Below are 15,917 nucleotides of genomic sequence, written 5' to 3'. Positions count from 1 at the left end.
GCCAAAGCCGTTTCCTGTTCTTTTATCCGGGAGCGGGCGCTGCCTTAGCCGCCTAGACCTCGATGGTCTCGGGCCTCGGCTCGGCCAGCGTCAACATCCCGTACAGTTCGTCCTTCACTGCCAGGCGCTGCTTGCGCAGCTCTGCCACGAAAAGATCATCGCTGGGCTCGATATCGGTTTCGGCCCGATGAATGCGATGATTGATGTCTTCATATTCCACCGCAAGCCGGTGGAAATGACCGTCCGTCTCCCTCAAGTGCCGCATCAGCACCAGATGATCCGGAAATTCTTCCGCAAGGTGATGGGGTGTGTTCGACATGACATGTCCTCCGTTCGGGATGAGATGTCATAGTGCAACCACAGGCTTTTCCTCTCCTTGACCCTGATCAAACCGACTGGGCCTCAAAGCCCCAGCATCATGCGCACGACCGGCTCCAGACCCCGTCCGAGCGCCCGGGTATTTTCTGCATCGAGGTGAATGCCATCGAGCGGCGTGGTCTGGCACACCGATCCCGCATCAAAAAAGCTGCAGCCCATCTCGTCGGCGAGATCGCGGTAGAGGCTCGCCAGCATGGCGGACTCTTCCAGCGCATCGCGAAACATTGCCGCAAACGGCACATTGGCCGTCTCGCAAATTTTCGGCGGCGAAACGAGCAGGATGTCCGGTGCGTCGAAATCGCTGCCCCAGACATGGTAGTAGACCAGATTGACCAGCCGCTTCATGCCGCGCACCGCCGCAAAGGCCGATCCGGCCGGCCCCCGCTTCAGATCATTGGTGCCCAGCATGATGATGATGAGATCCAGAGGCGCATGCGTCTCCAGAAGGCTCGGCAGAAGTTTCGCGCCGTTCCTCTCGCAATCGGCGAGATGATCGTCATAGGCGGTGGTGCGCCCATTCAGGCCCTCGGGTATCACCCGGACAGACGGCCCGAGCGCGCCTTCCAGCACGCTCGGCCAACGGTCCTCATAGGCGTGGCGCGACAGTGTGTCCGGGTCATAGCCCCAGGTCAGGCTGTCGCCGAAGGCGAGAACGGTTTGCATCGGCCGCTCCCGGGTCAGACCAGCATGCCCATCGGATTTTCGATGTAGCGCTTGAAGACACCGAGCAGTTCGGCCCCGAGCGCGCCATCGACGCAGCGATGGTCAGTCGACAGTGTCACGGACATGACGTTGGCGATCTTCATCTCGCCGTTCTTGACCACGACCCGCTCCTCACCCGCGCCGACGGCCAGGATGGTGGCATGCGGCGGGTTGACGACGGCTGCGAAGTTCTTGACGCCCATCATGCCCATGTTGGACACGGCGGTGGTGCCGCCCTGATACTCTTCCGGCTTCAGCTTGCGATCCTTGGCCCGCTTGCCGAGATCCTTCATCTCCGCCGAAATGGCAGACAGGGTCTTGGTTTCGGCCTTGCGGATGATCGGGGTGATCAGGCCGCCGGGGATCGACACGGCCACGCCGACATCGGCATGCTTGTGCTTGACCATGTTGGCTTCCGTCCAGGAGACGTTGGCATCCGGCACGTCGCGCAGCGCAAGTGCCATGGCCTTGATCACCATGTCGTTGACTGAGAGCTTGTAGGCCGGTGCGCCATCCTTGCGGGGGGCGGCATCGTTGAGCTGCGCACGCAGTGCCAGCAGCGCATCCAGTTCGCAATCGACCGTCACATAGAAATGCGGGATCGTCTGCTTGGATTCGACGAGGCGCTTGGCGATCGTCTTGCGCATGCCGTCATGCGGCACAAGCTCGTAGGAGCTCGGGTCGAACAGCTTGAGCACGGCATCGTCGGAAGCGGGCTTTGCAAGCGTCGGCGCAGCAGCCGGTGCCGGAGCAGCAGCCGGTGCGGCAGAAGGCGCCGCCTTGGTGGAACCGCCGGCCACAGCCTTTTCCACGTCGGCCTTGATGACGCGGCCCTTCGGACCGGAGCCGGAAACCTTGGCAATATCGACGCCGGCTTCCTTGGCAACGCGGCGGGCGAGCGGCGAGGAGAAGACGCGCTCACCGGACGATGCGGGTGCAGCTTCAGCCTTTGCAGCAGCCGGGGCAGCTTCCACCTTTTCGGCTGGCGCTGCGGCCTCGGCCTTCGCTGCCGGAGCAGCCTCCGCCTTCGGCGCCGGTGCTGCAGAACCGCCACCGGCGGCAGCCGTCGCCACATCCTCGCCGTCTGCGGCAAGAATGGCAATCAGCGCATTGACCTTCACGCCTTCGGTGCCGGCGGCAACGACGATCTTGGCAACAGTGCCTTCATCGACCGCTTCGACTTCCATCGTGGCCTTATCGGTTTCGATCTCGGCGATGACGTCGCCGGACTTCACCGTGTCGCCCTCCTTGACCAGCCACTTGGCGAGGTTGCCCTCTTCCATCGTGGGAGAGAGGGCGGGCATCGTGATGTTGATTGGCATCTTTCCGCCCTTCCCTTATTTGTAGCAGACGGCTTTGACGGCCTGAACGACTTCGCCGACATTCGGCAGAGCCAGCTTTTCGAGATTGGCCGCGTAAGGCATCGGCACGTCCTTGCCGGCAATCGTCAGCACCGGCGCATCGAGATAGTCGAAGGCTTCGCGCTGCACCCGGTTGGCGATGAAATCGCCGACGGAGGCCTGCGGATAGCCTTCCTCGATGGTGACCAGACGGCCGGTCTTCTTCACCGATTCGATGATCGCCGGCAGGTCCATCGGACGGATGGTGCGCAGGTCGATCAGTTCAACGTCGATGCCGGCCTGTTCCAGCTCGGCAACAGCCTTGACCGCATAGGTCATGCCGATGCCCCAGGAGACGATGGTGACGTCCTTGCCGGCGCGGTGAATGCGCGCCTTGCCGATCGGCAGAACGAAATCATCGAGCTTCGGCACTTCGAAGGACTGGCCGTAGAGAATTTCGTTTTCGAGGAAGACAACCGGGTTCGGATCGCGGATGGCCGCCTTCAGGAGGCCTTTCGCGTCGGCTGCCGTGTAGGGCATGATGACCTTGAGGCCCGGAATCGAGCTGTACCAGGCGGCGTAATCCTGGCTGTGCTGGGCGGCAACGCGGGCGGCCGCACCGTTCGGACCACGGAACACCATCGGCGCGCCCATCTGGCCGCCGGACATGTAGAGCGTCTTCGCTGCCGAGTTGATGATCTGGTCGATCGCCTGCATGGCGAAGTTGAAGGTCATGAACTCGACGATCGGCTTCAGGCCGGCCATGGCGGCGCCGACGCCGACGCCGGCAAAGCCATGCTCGGTGATCGGCGTGTCGACGACGCGGCGGGGGCCGAATTCCTGCAGGAGGCCTTGCGTGATCTTGTAGGCGCCCTGGTATTCGGCCACTTCCTCGCCCATGACGAAGACATCGCCATCGCGGCGCATTTCTTCGGCCATGGCGTCGCGCAATGCTTCGCGCACCGTCGTCATCACCATTTCGGTGCCGGCCGGAATGTCCGGGTCGCTTGCAACATCAACCTTCGGGGCTGCCGGAACCTTGGCGGTGTCCGTGGTGGCCGTCGGCTCTTCCGTCGACTGGCGGGCCTTGCCGCCGGCAGCGTCGGAGGTGGCGGCCGGCGTGTCGGCATCGGCCTTCGGTGCCGAAGACCCAATCGAATCGGCGCTTTCACCGTCCTGCAGCAGCACGGCGATCGGTGTGTTGACCTTGACGTTCTCCGTGCCGGCGGAAATCAGCAGCTTGCCGATGACGCCTTCGTCGACGGCTTCCACTTCCATGGTGGCCTTGTCGGTTTCAATTTCGGCGATCACGTCGCCGGAGACGACCTTGTCGCCCTCGTTTTTCAGCCACTTGGACAGCGTGCCTTCTTCCATGGTCGGAGAGAGGGCGGGCATCAGGATATTGATAGGCATGAGGTTCCCTCCCCGAATTACAGCAGGATGTCGGTGTAAAGCTCGGATACATCCGGCTCCGGATCGGCCTGGGCGAAATCGGCACTGTCGGCCACGACGTCACGGACGTCCTTGTCGATGGCCTTCAGCTCGTCTTCCGAGGCCCAGCCCTTTTCCACCAGACGCAGACGCACCTGCTCGATCGGGTCATGTTCGGAGCGCATCTTCTGCACTTCATCCTTGGAGCGATACTTCGCCGGGTCGGACATGGAGTGACCACGGTAACGGTAGGTCAGCATTTCCAGAATGATCGGACCCTTGCCAGAGCGGCAATGCTCGACAGCTTCGTCAGCAGCAGCCTTCACCGCGCGCACGTCCATGCCATCCACCTGGATGCCGGGAATGCCGAAGGAGGCGCCGCGCTGCGAGAAATCGGTCTGGGCGGAGGCGCGCGAGACGGCCGTGCCCATGGCGTAGCGGTTGTTCTCGATCACGTAGATGACCGGAAGCTTCCACAGCTGCGCCATGTTGAAGCTCTCATAGACCTGGCCCTGGTTTGCCGCGCCATCGCCGAAATAGGCGAGCGAGACATTGTCATTGCCGCGATACTTGTTGGCAAAGCCGAGACCGGTGCCGAGCGACACCTGTGCACCGACGATGCCGTGACCGCCGTAGAAATTCTTTTCCTTGGAGAACATGTGCATCGAGCCGCCCTTCCCCTTGGAAAGACCGCCGCGACGACCGGTGAGTTCTGCCATGACGCCGCGTGCACTCATGCCGCAGGCCAGCATATGACCGTGGTCACGATAACCGGTGATGACCTGATCGCCATCCTTCAGCGCCATCTGCATGCCGACGACGACAGCTTCCTGGCCAATGTAGAGGTGACAGAAACCGCCGATGAAGCCCATGCCGTAGAGCTGGCCGGCCTTTTCCTCGAATCGGCGAATGAGGAGCATCTCCCGATAGGCCTTCAGTTCCTCGGCCTTGTCGAACTCGGCGATTGCGCCGCCATTGCTCTTTGCAGGCTTCGCTGCCATCTTTCGACCGGCCGCGGACGCGACTTGCTTGGGCGCCATGCACTAACCTCCCTGCGTGTTTGTTTGGTTGCCATCAACATAGGCAAGAAAACACGCCCCAGCAATGCCATAAATGCATGGCTCACATGATATATAAAACCATGAAAAATCAGGGAAAAAGGAAGATTAACCAGATTCCGGTTAATTCAGAAGTAGCTGTTGAACACAACGATTTCGTCCGCGCGCGACACGTTCAGCTGATAGCGCGCCGTTTCATCGAGCATATCTTTTTCCAGTGAGCCATCGCTCAGCAATTCGACCTGCCGCTCCAGCGCCTTGCGCTTGGTGGTGAGCTTTGCCAGTTCGCCGGCGCGCTCGGCGCGCATCTTCTCGAACTTTTCCGTGGCGATCAGGCCGAGGTCGCCATGCACCGAATGATATCCGAAATAAGAGAGGAAGGCGATCGTGATGACGGGAAGCACCAGACGACCGAATTTCCGTTCCTTGTGATGTCTCGTCCACATGCGAGCAAGATCCTGAAACGCATTACCAGGACCTCACATTCGCACAACTTGCTTAATCAATCGTTGAACCCGGGCCACTTGCGACACCCTGTCGGAAATATTGGCGGGTCTTAGATGCGGCCGTCAGCCGGTGCCAAAGCGTGTAAAACGCAAACGGGCGGCAAACCCACCGGTCACCGCCCGTTCCATGATCATGTCTTCTGCGTCAAAGCCGTCGGATCAGGCCTTCAGCACCGAACGGCCGGCAAAGGTTGCCTGCGGTCCGAGTAGTTCCTCGATGCGGATCAACTGGTTGTACTTGGCAATCCGGTCCGAACGCGACAGCGAGCCGGTCTTGATCTGCCCGCAATTGGTGGCAACGGCGAGATCGGCAATGGTCGAATCTTCCGTTTCGCCCGAGCGGTGCGACATGACGGCGGTGTAGGCGGCCTTGTGCGCGGTTTCCACGGCATCCAGCGTTTCGGTGAGCGAGCCGATCTGGTTGACCTTGACGAGGATGGAGTTGGCAACGCCCATCTTGATGCCGTCGCGCAGGCGCGCGGAATTGGTCACGAACAGATCGTCGCCGACCAGCTGCACCTTGGAGCCGATTTTGTCGGTGAGGTACTTCCAGCCGTCCCAGTCGTCTTCGGCCATGCCGTCTTCGATCGAGATGATCGGATACTTGGCGGCCAGTTCTGCGAGGTACTCGGCCATGGCTTCCGGCTCGAGCGTGCGGCCCTCGCCTTCAAGCGCGTACTTGCCGTCCTTGAAGAATTCCGTCGAGGCGCAGTCGAGCGCCAGCTGGATGTCGTCACCCGGCCGATAGCCAGCCTTTTCGATCGACTTCATGATGAAGTCGAGCGCTTCCGGGGCGCTCTTCAGGCCCGGCGCAAAGCCGCCTTCGTCGCCGACGTTCGTGTTGTGACCACCGGCAGCCAGTTCCTTCTTCAGAACGTGGAAAACTTCGGAGCCCATGCGGACGGCGTCACGGATGCTGTCCGCACCGACCGGCATGATCATGAATTCCTGGAAATCGATCGGGTTGTCGGCATGGGCGCCGCCATTGATGATGTTCATCATCGGCACCGGCAGCAGGCGGGCATTCGGGCCGCCGACATAACGGAACAGCGGCAGGCCGGCCGATTCGGCTGCGGCCTTGGCAACGGCGAGCGACACGCCGAGGATGGCGTTGGCGCCGAGGCGCGACTTGTTCGGCGTGCCGTCCAGCTCGCTCATCAGCGTGTCGATGAGGATCTGGTTTTCCGCATCATGGCCGCCGATGGCATCGAAGATCTCGCTGTTGACGGCTTCGACCGCCTTTTCGACACCCTTGCCGTGATAGCGCTTGCCGCCATCGCGCAGTTCAACCGCTTCGTGCGCGCCCGTCGAAGCACCCGACGGAACGGCCGCGCGGCCGATGCTGCCGTCCTCGAGATGGACATCGACTTCGACGGTCGGGTTGCCGCGGCTATCGAGGATTTCGCGGGCGATGATGTCGGTAATGGCTGTCATTGGCTATTCCTGCTCTGATGCGGTGGAAATCACCGACTGTCTTAATCCAAGAGACGGAAAATACAATGGCAGGCGTATGACAGTGTCTCGCCGGCGCGCGCCGCGAGAGCTGTCTACCGGGGTGAAGGCGGCTGATGCAGTTGCATTTTCTCGCGTCAATCCAATAAGTTGGGCCCAACAGTAAATTTGGCATTTGTCATTTGGTAACGGCTCCGATGCATAGTTGCTGATAGGCTCAGCCTGGCCAGGCGTGCGCCTATGGTCGACACGCTTATTGCAACCGGATCCTTCATGACCCTCACCATCTCGCGCAGCCTCCTCCTGTTCGGCCTTCTGGTCGGTACCGGTGTTTCCGCCGCCATCGGCATCCAGAATTCCGCTTTCGACCGGCTGCGGGTGAACGGTCCCGTCTATGAGCAGATCATCCATGGCAAGGATCTCGTTGCCGATATTCTACCGCCACCCCTGTTTCTGGTGGAGACCTATCTTCTGGCAACGGAAGGAGCCTACCATCCGGAGCTTGCGGCGGAAAATCTGAAGCGGATCGCGCTGCTGCACAAGGACTATGATGCCCGAAAGACATTCTGGGCGACATCGACGCTTGGCACGCAGTTCAAGCAGCAGCTGGCTGAAAAAGTGCAGCCCAGCGGCGACAGGTTTTGGAATATCCTCGATAACGACTACGCGCGCGCCGTTGCCGGCGGCGATCCGGCTGCGATCCGCGCCGCCGTCAACAGTCTGAAGTCCGCGTTCGAAGTCCATCGCGCCGAGGTGGATGCCCTGGTGGCCGCAGCCAATCAGCGGCTTTCATCGACTGAAAAGCAGGCCGCAGAGGAAACCGTCACCCAGAACGCGGCCTCATATGCCGCGGGTCTGGCGGCGCTTGGCCTTCTGGTGGCAGGCCTGATCGGCCTCCACCGGCGCGCAATCCGGCCATTGCGCGGCATGCGGGATTACATGAGCATCCTTGCCGGCGGCGATTATTCGAAACCGGTTCCCTATGATGGGCGTGGTGATGAGATCGGCGAAATGGCGGCCGCCGTAACGGTCTTTCGCGGCAACGCCCAGGAGCGCATTGCCGCGCGCCAGCGGCAGGAGGTGGAGCGGGAGCGCGGATTAAGTGCCGAGCGCCAGCAAAATGCCCGTCGCGCCGAGGAAGATGCCACCCGCGCCGGCGTGATCACGGCGCTCAGCGCCGGCCTCGGGCGGCTGGCCACCGGCGATCTCACCAACCGCCTTTCCGCTCCCTTTGCCAGCGACTATGAAAAGCTGCGGCAGGAATTCAACGGCAGCCTGCAAACGCTTGAAGACGCGATGATTGAAATCGGCGATGCCATGCGGTCCGTTGAAACCGGCGCCCTCAGCATCGCCCATGGCACCGACGACCTGTCGAGGCGCACCGAATCGCAGGCCTCCTCGCTGGAGCAGGCGGCATCGGCGCTTGCCGAAATTACCACCACCGTCCGCACCACGACCGACCGCGCGCGAGAAGCCAGCAACCGCATGTCCGGCACCCGTGCAAGCGCGGAAAACTCCAATCTGGTTGTGCGGGAAGCCGTCGATGCCATGGCAAGAATCGAAGATTCGTCGAACCAGATCCGCCAGATCATCGGCGTGATCGACGAGATCGCCTTCCAGACCAACCTTCTGGCGCTGAATGCCGGTGTCGAGGCCGCCCGCGCCGGGGAAGCAGGCAAGGGCTTTGCCGTGGTGGCGCAGGAAGTGCGCGAACTGGCCGGCCGTTCCGCCGGCGCTTCCCGGGAAATCCGCCAGTTGATCGATACTTCGTCAAAACAGGTGGATGCCGGGGTGGCGCTGGTGCACCGCACCGGCCAGTCCCTGGGCGACATCGAGCAGCAGATCCAGTCGGTCAACGACCTCATCGGCAACATCGTGTCAGCCGCCGGCGAACAGGCACATGCGCTCGCCGAAGTGAGTGAAGCGGTCAACCGGATGGACCAGGTGACGCAGCAGAACGCCGCGATGGCGGAAGAAACCAGTGCCGCCTGCGGGGACCTCAATCGCCACACCGCACGGCTTGGCCAGCATCTCGCCCGCTTCAACGTCGGTGGCCAGAGGCAGGCAGGCCGCAGCCGGATGGCCTCTTAGGGCGACGCGGCCGGACAAGAGCGAATTGTTGACGGGGCGAGCATCGGGCCGCCCCGTCTCATCCGTCAGGATTTAGCAACGGCGTCGAATGCGAGAAGCTTTTCCAGAAGCCCCTTCAGGTTCTTCAGGTGCACCATGTTGGGTCCGTCCGATGGGGCATTGTCCGGATCTTCGTGCGTTTCAATGAAAACGCCGGCGACGCCGACCGCAACGGCTGCCCGCGCCAGCGTTTCGACGAATTCGCGCTGACCGCCGGTCGAGCCGCCCTGCCCGCCCGGCTGCTGCACCGAATGCGTCGCATCGAAGATGACCGGTGCCCCAAGCGATGCCATGATGGGCAGCGAGCGCATGTCGGAGACCAGCGTGTTATAGCCGAAGGAGGCGCCGCGTTCGCACAACAGCACATTCGGGTTGCCGCTTTCGGTGAACTTCGCCAGTACGTTCTTCATGTCCCAGGGCGCCAGGAACTGGCCCTTCTTGACATTCACCACGCGCCCCGTCTTTGCCGCAGCCACCAGAAGATCGGTCTGGCGGCACAGAAATGCCGGGATCTGCAGAATATCCACCGTCTCGGCCACCACCGCGCACTGTTCTTCGGTGTGGATGTCCGTCAGCACCGGAAAGCCGTATTCCTTCTTGAGGTCGGCGAAAATCTCCATGGCGGCATCAAGGCCGATGCCGCGCTTGCCGGCAATCGACGTGCGGTTGGCCTTGTCGAACGAGGATTTGTAGACAAGACCGAGGCCCAGTTCGTCGCAGATCTCCTTGATGGCGCCGGCCATCATGAAGGCGTGATCGCGGCTTTCCATCTGGCAGGGACCGGCAATCAGCGACAGGCGGCCGGTGTTGGAAAATACGACGCGGGCCGAGCCTTCGCCGACGGAAACCTCTGGATTGGCTGTGACGGTCATGATCACTCCTCAAATACGAAGGCAGCACCCTGACCGGGGGCTGCGGCAACGACAATGCGCGTGCCACTCTTCTCGAAAGCCACGTCCTTATCAGCAAGCCATTGCGCTGTCACGGCAAGATCCCCCGTGGCAAAGATGAGAGCAGCGCCCTGCAGAGGCTCTGCGACCTCAGTCGTGCCCCCCACAGAGGCGGCCGCGCTGCCCAGATGCGCTTCGACGGCCCGAGGCTCCTCGACAGACACAAAGCCGTTCGGGGCCTCTATCAGGAAACCATGCTCGACCGGTCGTGCCGCGGCATCCAGGATGGTTTCCAGAACGGCTTGCACGGCCTTCGGCCGCTCGGCGACGAGCAGCAGGCCGCGAAGGCCGAGCACGGCGTTGGCATGCCGCTCCAGATGCGCTCGGTCTGCCGGCAGCGGGTTCAGCCGCTCGCAGGCAAACAAGAAGAAGGCTTTCGATTCCGTTTCGGCAAAGGCAAGGCGAAAACTTGCGACCACATCCCGCCCGTCTGCCGTGCGTGCGCCGCGGGAAAACTCAAGCAAATCGCCGCCGCCGATGCCGGCCGATGCGAACCGCGCGCGGTCGGCCACGGCATCCTGTGACGATACCACCAGCGCGGAAAACCCGTCCTCGCCCACCGCGTCGCGGAAGATGCGGTCGCGGCGGGTAAACTCGTTGCCCTGCGCAGCTGTCTCCGCGGCCTTGACCGGATCTCCGACGGACAGCGGCTCGAGATAGGTGCCGTCCGCCAGAAAGACGCAGGCGTTCTGCGTGCCGAACGGGTGGACGGCATCGGGGGCTACGGTGAAGCCCAATCGCTCCAGCCGCGCGCGAGCGATGACAAGCGAGGAGACCGGCAGGACAAGATGATCGATAAGACGCGGCATGATTCTCTCCAGAATGGATCGGCGCAAGCTTAGCGCTCGCTGCTTGCCGCGACAAACCGCGGCTAGACAGCGTTTTCACCGACTTTTCAGGGCTTGCGGAACACATGTGGAACATATAGTGTTCGTTCTGGATTTGTTTCCCTTCGAGGTTGTCTTCATGCTCACACGCAAACAGCAGGAACTGCTCCTGTTCATTCACGAACGAATGAAGGAAGCGGGCGTGCCCCCCTCCTTCGACGAGATGAAGGATGCGCTCGATCTCGCCTCGAAATCGGGCATTCACCGGCTGATCACGGCACTCGAGGAACGTGGCTTCATTCGGCGGTTGCCGAACCGGGCGCGGGCGCTCGAGGTGATCAAGCTGCCGGAATCCTATGTGCCGCCGGCCCAACCTCGGCGCGGCTTTTCGCCGAGCGTCATCGAAGGCAGCCTTGGCAAGACGCCGGCCGCGCGCCCTGCCCCGCCCGCGCCGCCGGTGGAAGAGTATAGCGGTTCTGCCACCGTTCCCGTCATGGGACGCATCGCAGCCGGCGTGCCGATCTCGGCCATCCAGAACAATACGCATGCCATCAGCGTGCCGATCGAAATGCTGGGCACCGGCGAACATTATGCGCTGGAGGTCAAGGGCGATTCGATGATCGAGGCGGGGATTCTCGACGGCGATACCGTCATCATCCGCAACGGCAGTACGGCAACGCCCGGCGACATCGTCGTGGCGCTGGTCGATGACGAGGAAGCCACGCTGAAGCGGTTTCGTCGCAAGGGCGCCTCGATTGCGCTCGAGGCGGCAAACCCTGCCTATGAGACCCGTATTTTTGGTCCAGACCGGGTCAAGATCCAGGGCAAGCTGGTCGGTCTTATCCGTCGCTACCATTAAGCAGGGCGGAGACGGGTTGCGGGAGCGTGTCGTCGAAACGGCGCGTCTTCCAGTCGTAGCTGCGGTGCAGGCTCCACGGGCGTGAATGGCCGACATTGGCGGCTGTTGCCGTCCAATTGGCGCGCGTGGCGCTCTGCGCAAAGCGGATTTCCAGGGCACCCGTCTTGCGGAGCGTCTTTTCCGTCAGCATTAGCGCGCCGGAGCGGCAGGTTTCGAAACGGGCGCGGGCGGCAATGACGATGTCGGAGGTGTCGCAGGCGGTTCCGGCATAGCGGGCATCCTCGATTACCGCGATGCGGATCTTGTCTGCGGAGCGGGCAAAGCAGCCGATCCGGGCGAGGCAGGCGAATCGGCCAGCCGGCGCGGTACGGAATGCATCGGCCATCGCCACCGCCGCCTCGCGCCGTTCCTGCGTGCTGAGCGCCCGCGCTTGATTGTCTGGATTGTCGATATTTTCTGGCGCACGGCCGTCGCGCGCCGGCGGTTCCGGCGGCGGGATGTCTTCGGCGAGCAGGTCGATGGCGCCGGCTGCGGGCGTTCGATCTGCGCGGTCCTCAGCCGATGCTTTCGATGGGTTGTTTTTCGCGCCTGCAAGCGGCCGCATCGCGGGCTTTGAGGATAGGTCGGATGATGCCGGGAGCGGTCCGGCGGAGGATTTCGCCATGATGGGATGCAGGGTCTTGTCGATCATCAAGGCATTTTGCCATTGGCGATAGGTGAATTCGGGTGGCGTGCGGCGGCTGACGGCCGCCTCATTCTCCTCGACGAGGGCCACGAGGGTCGCATCGTCGGACACCAGGAGGTCGGGACGCGCTGCACCTCTGGGCCAGAAAGAGACGGTCAGTGCTACGGCCATAATCGCCGCACCGACCAGCTTCAATCGGGTGCGCAGGAGAACGAGGAGGAGAAAGCCAATCGACGCAAGAGGAAGCAGCCAGACGCTCTGGCGCCCGACAGCCGCATCGCCGCCCCAGCCCGCCACCGTTTCTGCAATGGCAATGACCAGCTGCACGCCATAGCCCATGATCTTGATGAACGGAGCCTCCAGTCCGAACGGCATCATCAGCATGCCCAGCATGCCGGCCGGCATGACGATCAGCGAGATCACCGGCATGGCCGCGAGGTTGCCGGCAAGGCCGTAGGTTGCGATGCGATGGAAATGGGAGATCGAGTAGATCGAGGTGGAGAGCGATCCGATGAGCGACGTCATCACCACCCCTGCCACCATGCCCGATACGGCAGCGGTGACGGCAAGCACCGGCGGCTGGCGGGCGCTGAGCGGATTGTGCTGGTCGCCCCGAAAGCGCGACCAGGCGGCGTAGCCCGCCACCAGCGCGACTGTTGCGGAAAACGACATCTGGAAACTCGGGCCAAGCACCGCGGAAGGGGTGAGCACCAGAATCACCACGGCCGAAAGCGCCACGTTGTGCAGGCTGATCGACGGACGGTCGAACAGCACGGAGGCGAGCATGATCACCATCATCACATAGGCACGTTCGGCCGACACGCCAAAGCCGGAGATGAGGTAATAGGCCGTCACCATGGCGATCGCGCCAAGGGCGGCGATCTTCTTGATCGCCACCTCCTGGGCAAGACCGGAAAATGCGCTGAGCAGCAGGCGCGCCCCGACAAAGAAGATGCCGGCGGCAAGCGCCATGTTGAGCCCGGAAATGGCGATGATATGCGCGAGACCCGCCACCCGCAGCGCCTCGACGGTCTTGTCGGAAATGGCGCGGCGCTCGTCGGTCACGATGGCTGCGGCAAACGCACCGGCGTCTCCGGGCACGAGCGTGCGAATGCGTGTGCCGATGTCGCTGCGCAACTCGAACAGCTTGCCGATGACGGTGGTCGTCCAGCTTTGCGTGATGCCGGTGCCAAGCCTCTGCGGCGGGCCATAGAAATAGCCCACGGCGCCGGTGCCTTGAAAATAGGCAGAGAAGGCGAAATCGGCCAGCCCCGGAAGTGCAGGGCCCGAGGGGGGCGACAGCCGCACCTTGCCGGCGATGCGGTCACCGGTCTCGAACGGTCTGTGTGCAGCGCGGGAGAGGATCACCGCGCGCTCCGGCGGGCGGGCAATCACCGGTGCGGCAGTGGAGATGAGGCGCACCGTATAGCGCCAGCGCCCGCTTGCGGCCGCCTCGCGTTTTTCGACAATGCCTTCGATCTGTGTGGTCACGGGCGCGTCCAGGAGGATGGTCGAGTTGCGCAGGCTTTCGATCTCGGCAAGGGCCGCACCCGCGCAGATCAACCCGGGAACCAGGAGGCAGCAGGACATGACGCGACGGCCCGCTCTTGCCAGCAAGACAGCCGCAAGGATCAGCGGCAGGGCGCAGAAGGCGGGAACGGTGGATGGCGTCGTGGGAGACGTCAGCCAGAGGATGGCGCCAAGCCCCAGAAACACCGGGAGAAACAGGAAGGCGCGCCCATGCGCCTCCTCTTCCGCGCACCATGCCGCCACCTTCGCAGGCCAGGGCGCGCGATCACTTTCGCGTGCGTCTAGAACCGTCGCGTCGAGATCCCGGTTGTGTTGAATGGACGGGAGAGGAAGGGATTCGAAGGCTCTCACGGGCAGCCGGAGACTGCGCGAAAACGCCATCGTCTCGCGCACCGATTCGCCTGCCGGGATGTCCGCCTGCGCCACCGCGCCTCCTCGGAAATCGGGTCATCCACCTTAACCGAAACACAACCTGCACCTGTTTAACTCGCCCGGTCAATCGCAGCTTTCGGCCGCGATTGACCGCCCGCCCTGATTGGATCGATTTAATCGAGCCTGCTGCCGGCCCGCTGCCGGAATGTGGTCTTGCCTGGCCGCGAAGCTGCCGTATGCCGTCGGTTTTCGCGCTGCACAATTACCCGCGCCAAGCGCTTGGCAGCACGCTTTAGATCATATAGCTACTTTCAGAGGCTTCACTCATCTGGCGCGTTTTGCGCCATTCCGCCCATCGGAGGATCAGTATGACGGACACAAGCGCACATCTGGGATTGGGAGATAAAACGGTCGACCTTCAGGTCAAGAAGGGAACGATCGGGCCGGACGTGATCGACATCGGCGCACTCTACAAGAACACCGGTGCCTTCACCTACGACCCGGGTTTCACCTCGACCGCATCCTGCGAATCCAAGATCACCTTCATCGACGGTGACGAAGGCATTCTCTTGCATCGCGGTTACCCGATCGAGCAACTCGCCGAACACGGCGACTTCCTGGAAACCTGCTATCTTCTGCTGTACGGCGAACTGCCGACGGCAGCCCAGAAGAAGGATTTCGATCATCGCGTCACGCACCACACCATGGTGCACGAGCAGATGAGCCGCTTCTTTACCGGTTTCCGCCGCGATGCCCACCCAATGGCCGTCATGGTCGGCACGGTTGGCGCGCTGTCGGCCTTCTACCACGACTCGACCGACATCACCGATCCGCACCAGCGCATGGTCGCCTCGCTGCGCATGATCGCCAAGATGCCGACGATCGCGGCCATGGCCTACAAGTACCACATCGGCCAGCCCTTCGTGTATCCGCAGAACAATCTCGATTACGCATCGAACTTCCTGCGCATGTGTTTTGCCGTGCCGTGTGAAGAGTACAAGGTGAACCCCGTTCTGGCCCGCGCCATGGACCGCATCTTCATCCTGCATGCCGATCACGAGCAGAACGCGTCCACCTCCACGGTGCGTCTGGCCGGCTCCTCCGGTGCCAACCCGTTCGCCTGCATCGCGGCCGGCATTGCCTGCCTCTGGGGCCCGGCTCATGGCGGCGCCAACGAGGCGGCTCTCAACATGCTGATGGAAATCGGCACGCCGGACCGTATCCCGGAATATATTGCCCGCGCCAAGGACAAGAACGATCCGTTCCGCCTGATGGGCTTTGGTCACCGCGTCTACAAGAATTACGATCCGCGCGCCAAGATCATGCAGAAGACCACGCATGAAGTGCTGAACGAGCTTGGCCACAAGGACGACCCGCTGCTGCAGGTTGCCATGGAGCTGGAAAAGATCGCGCTCACCGACAGCTACTTCATCGAAAAGAAGCTCTATCCGAACATCGACTTCTATTCGGGCATCACGCTGAAGGCGATGGGCTTCCCCACCACCATGTTCACGGTTCTCTTCGCGCTTGCCCGCACCGTCGGCTGGATCGCCCAGTGGGCCGAAATGATCGAAGATCCGCAGCAGCGCATCGGCCGTCCGCGCCAGCTTTACACGGGCGCTGCCCAGCGCGATTACGTGCCGGTTTCCAAGCGCTAAGACGCCGGCCCACATTTATCCTGACATCAAGGCCCGCGA

At 62.4% G+C, this 15,917-nt stretch carries 13 protein-coding genes; 3 read left to right on the top strand and 10 right to left on the bottom strand.

Annotated elements, in window-relative coordinates; genetic code table 11:
• Positions 1-52 precede the first annotated feature (52 nt).
• The 7 genes from J2858_RS11730 to eno all read right to left on the bottom strand — a co-directional run bounded on the left by J2858_RS11730 (position 53) and on the right by eno (position 6,849).
• Complete coding sequence (locus tag J2858_RS11730) at positions 53-319, bottom strand: YdcH family protein (RefSeq protein WP_210104988.1); 267 nt, start codon at positions 317-319, stop codon at positions 53-55.
• Between the two features lie 83 nt (positions 320-402).
• Positions 403-1,041 carry an SGNH/GDSL hydrolase family protein gene (locus tag J2858_RS11725; protein ID WP_210104987.1) on the bottom strand — a complete coding sequence of 213 codons (639 nt, stop codon included), beginning with the start codon at positions 1,039-1,041 and terminating at the stop codon, positions 403-405.
• A 14-nt stretch (positions 1,042-1,055) separates the two neighbouring features.
• The gene (locus J2858_RS11720; RefSeq protein WP_210104986.1) at positions 1,056-2,402 is read right to left on the bottom strand and encodes a pyruvate dehydrogenase complex dihydrolipoamide acetyltransferase; all 1,347 of its coding nucleotides are present in this window, start codon (positions 2,400-2,402) and stop codon (positions 1,056-1,058) included.
• Between the two features lie 15 nt (positions 2,403-2,417).
• Positions 2,418-3,833: a pyruvate dehydrogenase complex E1 component subunit beta gene (locus J2858_RS11715; protein WP_210104985.1), complete on the bottom strand. Its 1,416-nt coding sequence runs from the start codon at positions 3,831-3,833 to the stop codon at positions 2,418-2,420.
• Positions 3,834-3,850: 17 nt separating this feature from the next.
• Positions 3,851-4,852 carry a pyruvate dehydrogenase (acetyl-transferring) E1 component subunit alpha gene (gene pdhA, locus J2858_RS11710; protein ID WP_377298895.1) on the bottom strand — a complete coding sequence of 334 codons (1,002 nt, stop codon included), beginning with the start codon at positions 4,850-4,852 and terminating at the stop codon, positions 3,851-3,853.
• A gap of 185 nt (positions 4,853-5,037) precedes the next feature.
• A complete protein-coding gene (locus J2858_RS11705; RefSeq protein ID WP_210104983.1) occupies positions 5,038-5,355 on the bottom strand; it encodes an FtsB family cell division protein in 318 nt (105 codons plus the stop codon).
• Positions 5,356-5,574: 219 nt separating this feature from the next.
• Positions 5,575-6,849, bottom strand: a complete 1,275-nt coding sequence (eno, locus tag J2858_RS11700) for a phosphopyruvate hydratase (RefSeq protein WP_210104982.1) — start codon at positions 6,847-6,849, stop codon at positions 5,575-5,577.
• A 258-nt stretch (positions 6,850-7,107) separates the two neighbouring features.
• Here eno and J2858_RS11695 point away from each other — a divergent pair, with 258 nt between their 5' ends.
• Entirely contained in the window at positions 7,108-8,958 is a 1,851-nt protein-coding gene (locus J2858_RS11695; RefSeq protein WP_245365731.1) for a methyl-accepting chemotaxis protein, read from the top strand.
• A 65-nt stretch (positions 8,959-9,023) separates the two neighbouring features.
• Here the strand turns inward: J2858_RS11695 and kdsA are convergent, their stop codons facing one another.
• Positions 9,024-9,869 carry a 3-deoxy-8-phosphooctulonate synthase gene (gene kdsA, locus J2858_RS11690; protein WP_210104981.1) on the bottom strand — a complete coding sequence of 282 codons (846 nt, stop codon included), beginning with the start codon at positions 9,867-9,869 and terminating at the stop codon, positions 9,024-9,026.
• Positions 9,870-9,871: 2 nt separating this feature from the next.
• Positions 9,872-10,756 carry a VOC family protein gene (locus tag J2858_RS11685; protein ID WP_210104980.1) on the bottom strand — a complete coding sequence of 295 codons (885 nt, stop codon included), beginning with the start codon at positions 10,754-10,756 and terminating at the stop codon, positions 9,872-9,874.
• A 157-nt stretch (positions 10,757-10,913) separates the two neighbouring features.
• On the opposite strand from J2858_RS11685, the gene lexA reads away from it, so the two are divergent.
• On the top strand, positions 10,914-11,633 hold the full coding sequence (lexA, locus tag J2858_RS11680) for a transcriptional repressor LexA (protein ID WP_210104979.1): 720 nt from the start codon (positions 10,914-10,916) through the stop codon (positions 11,631-11,633).
• Here lexA and J2858_RS11675 read toward each other — a convergent pair.
• Positions 11,614-14,274 (bottom strand): ComEC/Rec2 family competence protein, encoded by a 2,661-nt coding sequence (locus J2858_RS11675; RefSeq protein WP_210104978.1) that lies wholly within the window; start codon positions 14,272-14,274, stop codon positions 11,614-11,616. The two genes, lexA and J2858_RS11675, sit on opposite strands and share 20 nt — an antisense overlap.
• Before the next feature lie 314 nt (positions 14,275-14,588).
• On the opposite strand from J2858_RS11675, the gene gltA reads away from it, so the two are divergent.
• Entirely contained in the window at positions 14,589-15,878 is a 1,290-nt protein-coding gene (gene gltA / locus J2858_RS11670; protein ID WP_210104977.1) for a citrate synthase, read from the top strand.
• Positions 15,879-15,917 lie beyond the last annotated feature (39 nt).

It is taken from the genome of Neorhizobium galegae, from assembly GCF_017877135.1.
GTDB classification, from domain to species: domain Bacteria; phylum Pseudomonadota; class Alphaproteobacteria; order Rhizobiales; family Rhizobiaceae; genus Neorhizobium; species Neorhizobium galegae_A.
Note: the sequence above shows the minus strand (reverse complement) of the source record. Positions and strands in the feature narration are given on the sequence as shown.

Bases quoted from the DNA above. Each gene is read 5' to 3' on its own strand.
- J2858_RS11730 (WP_210104988.1), bottom strand. From the start codon at position 319: ATGTCGAACACACCCCATCACCTTGCGGAAGAATTTCCGGATCATCTG.
- J2858_RS11725 (WP_210104987.1), bottom strand. From the start codon at position 1,041: ATGCAAACCGTTCTCGCCTTCGGCGACAGCCTGACCTGGGGCTATGAC.
- J2858_RS11720 (WP_210104986.1), bottom strand. From the start codon at position 2,402: ATGCCAATCAACATCACGATGCCCGCCCTCTCTCCCACGATGGAAGAG.
- J2858_RS11715 (WP_210104985.1), bottom strand. From the start codon at position 3,833: ATGCCTATCAATATCCTGATGCCCGCCCTCTCTCCGACCATGGAAGAA.
- pdhA (WP_377298895.1), bottom strand. From the start codon at position 4,852: ATGGCAGCGAAGCCTGCAAAGAGCAATGGCGGCGCAATCGCCGAGTTC.
- J2858_RS11705 (WP_210104983.1), bottom strand. From the start codon at position 5,355: ATGTGGACGAGACATCACAAGGAACGGAAATTCGGTCGTCTGGTGCTT.
- eno (WP_210104982.1), bottom strand. From the start codon at position 6,849: ATGACAGCCATTACCGACATCATCGCCCGCGAAATCCTCGATAGCCGC.
- J2858_RS11695 (WP_245365731.1), top strand. From the start codon at position 7,108: ATGGTCGACACGCTTATTGCAACCGGATCCTTCATGACCCTCACCATC.
- kdsA (WP_210104981.1), bottom strand. From the start codon at position 9,869: ATGACCGTCACAGCCAATCCAGAGGTTTCCGTCGGCGAAGGCTCGGCC.
- J2858_RS11685 (WP_210104980.1), bottom strand. From the start codon at position 10,756: ATGCCGCGTCTTATCGATCATCTTGTCCTGCCGGTCTCCTCGCTTGTC.
- lexA (WP_210104979.1), top strand. From the start codon at position 10,914: ATGCTCACACGCAAACAGCAGGAACTGCTCCTGTTCATTCACGAACGA.
- gltA (WP_210104977.1), top strand. From the start codon at position 14,589: ATGACGGACACAAGCGCACATCTGGGATTGGGAGATAAAACGGTCGAC.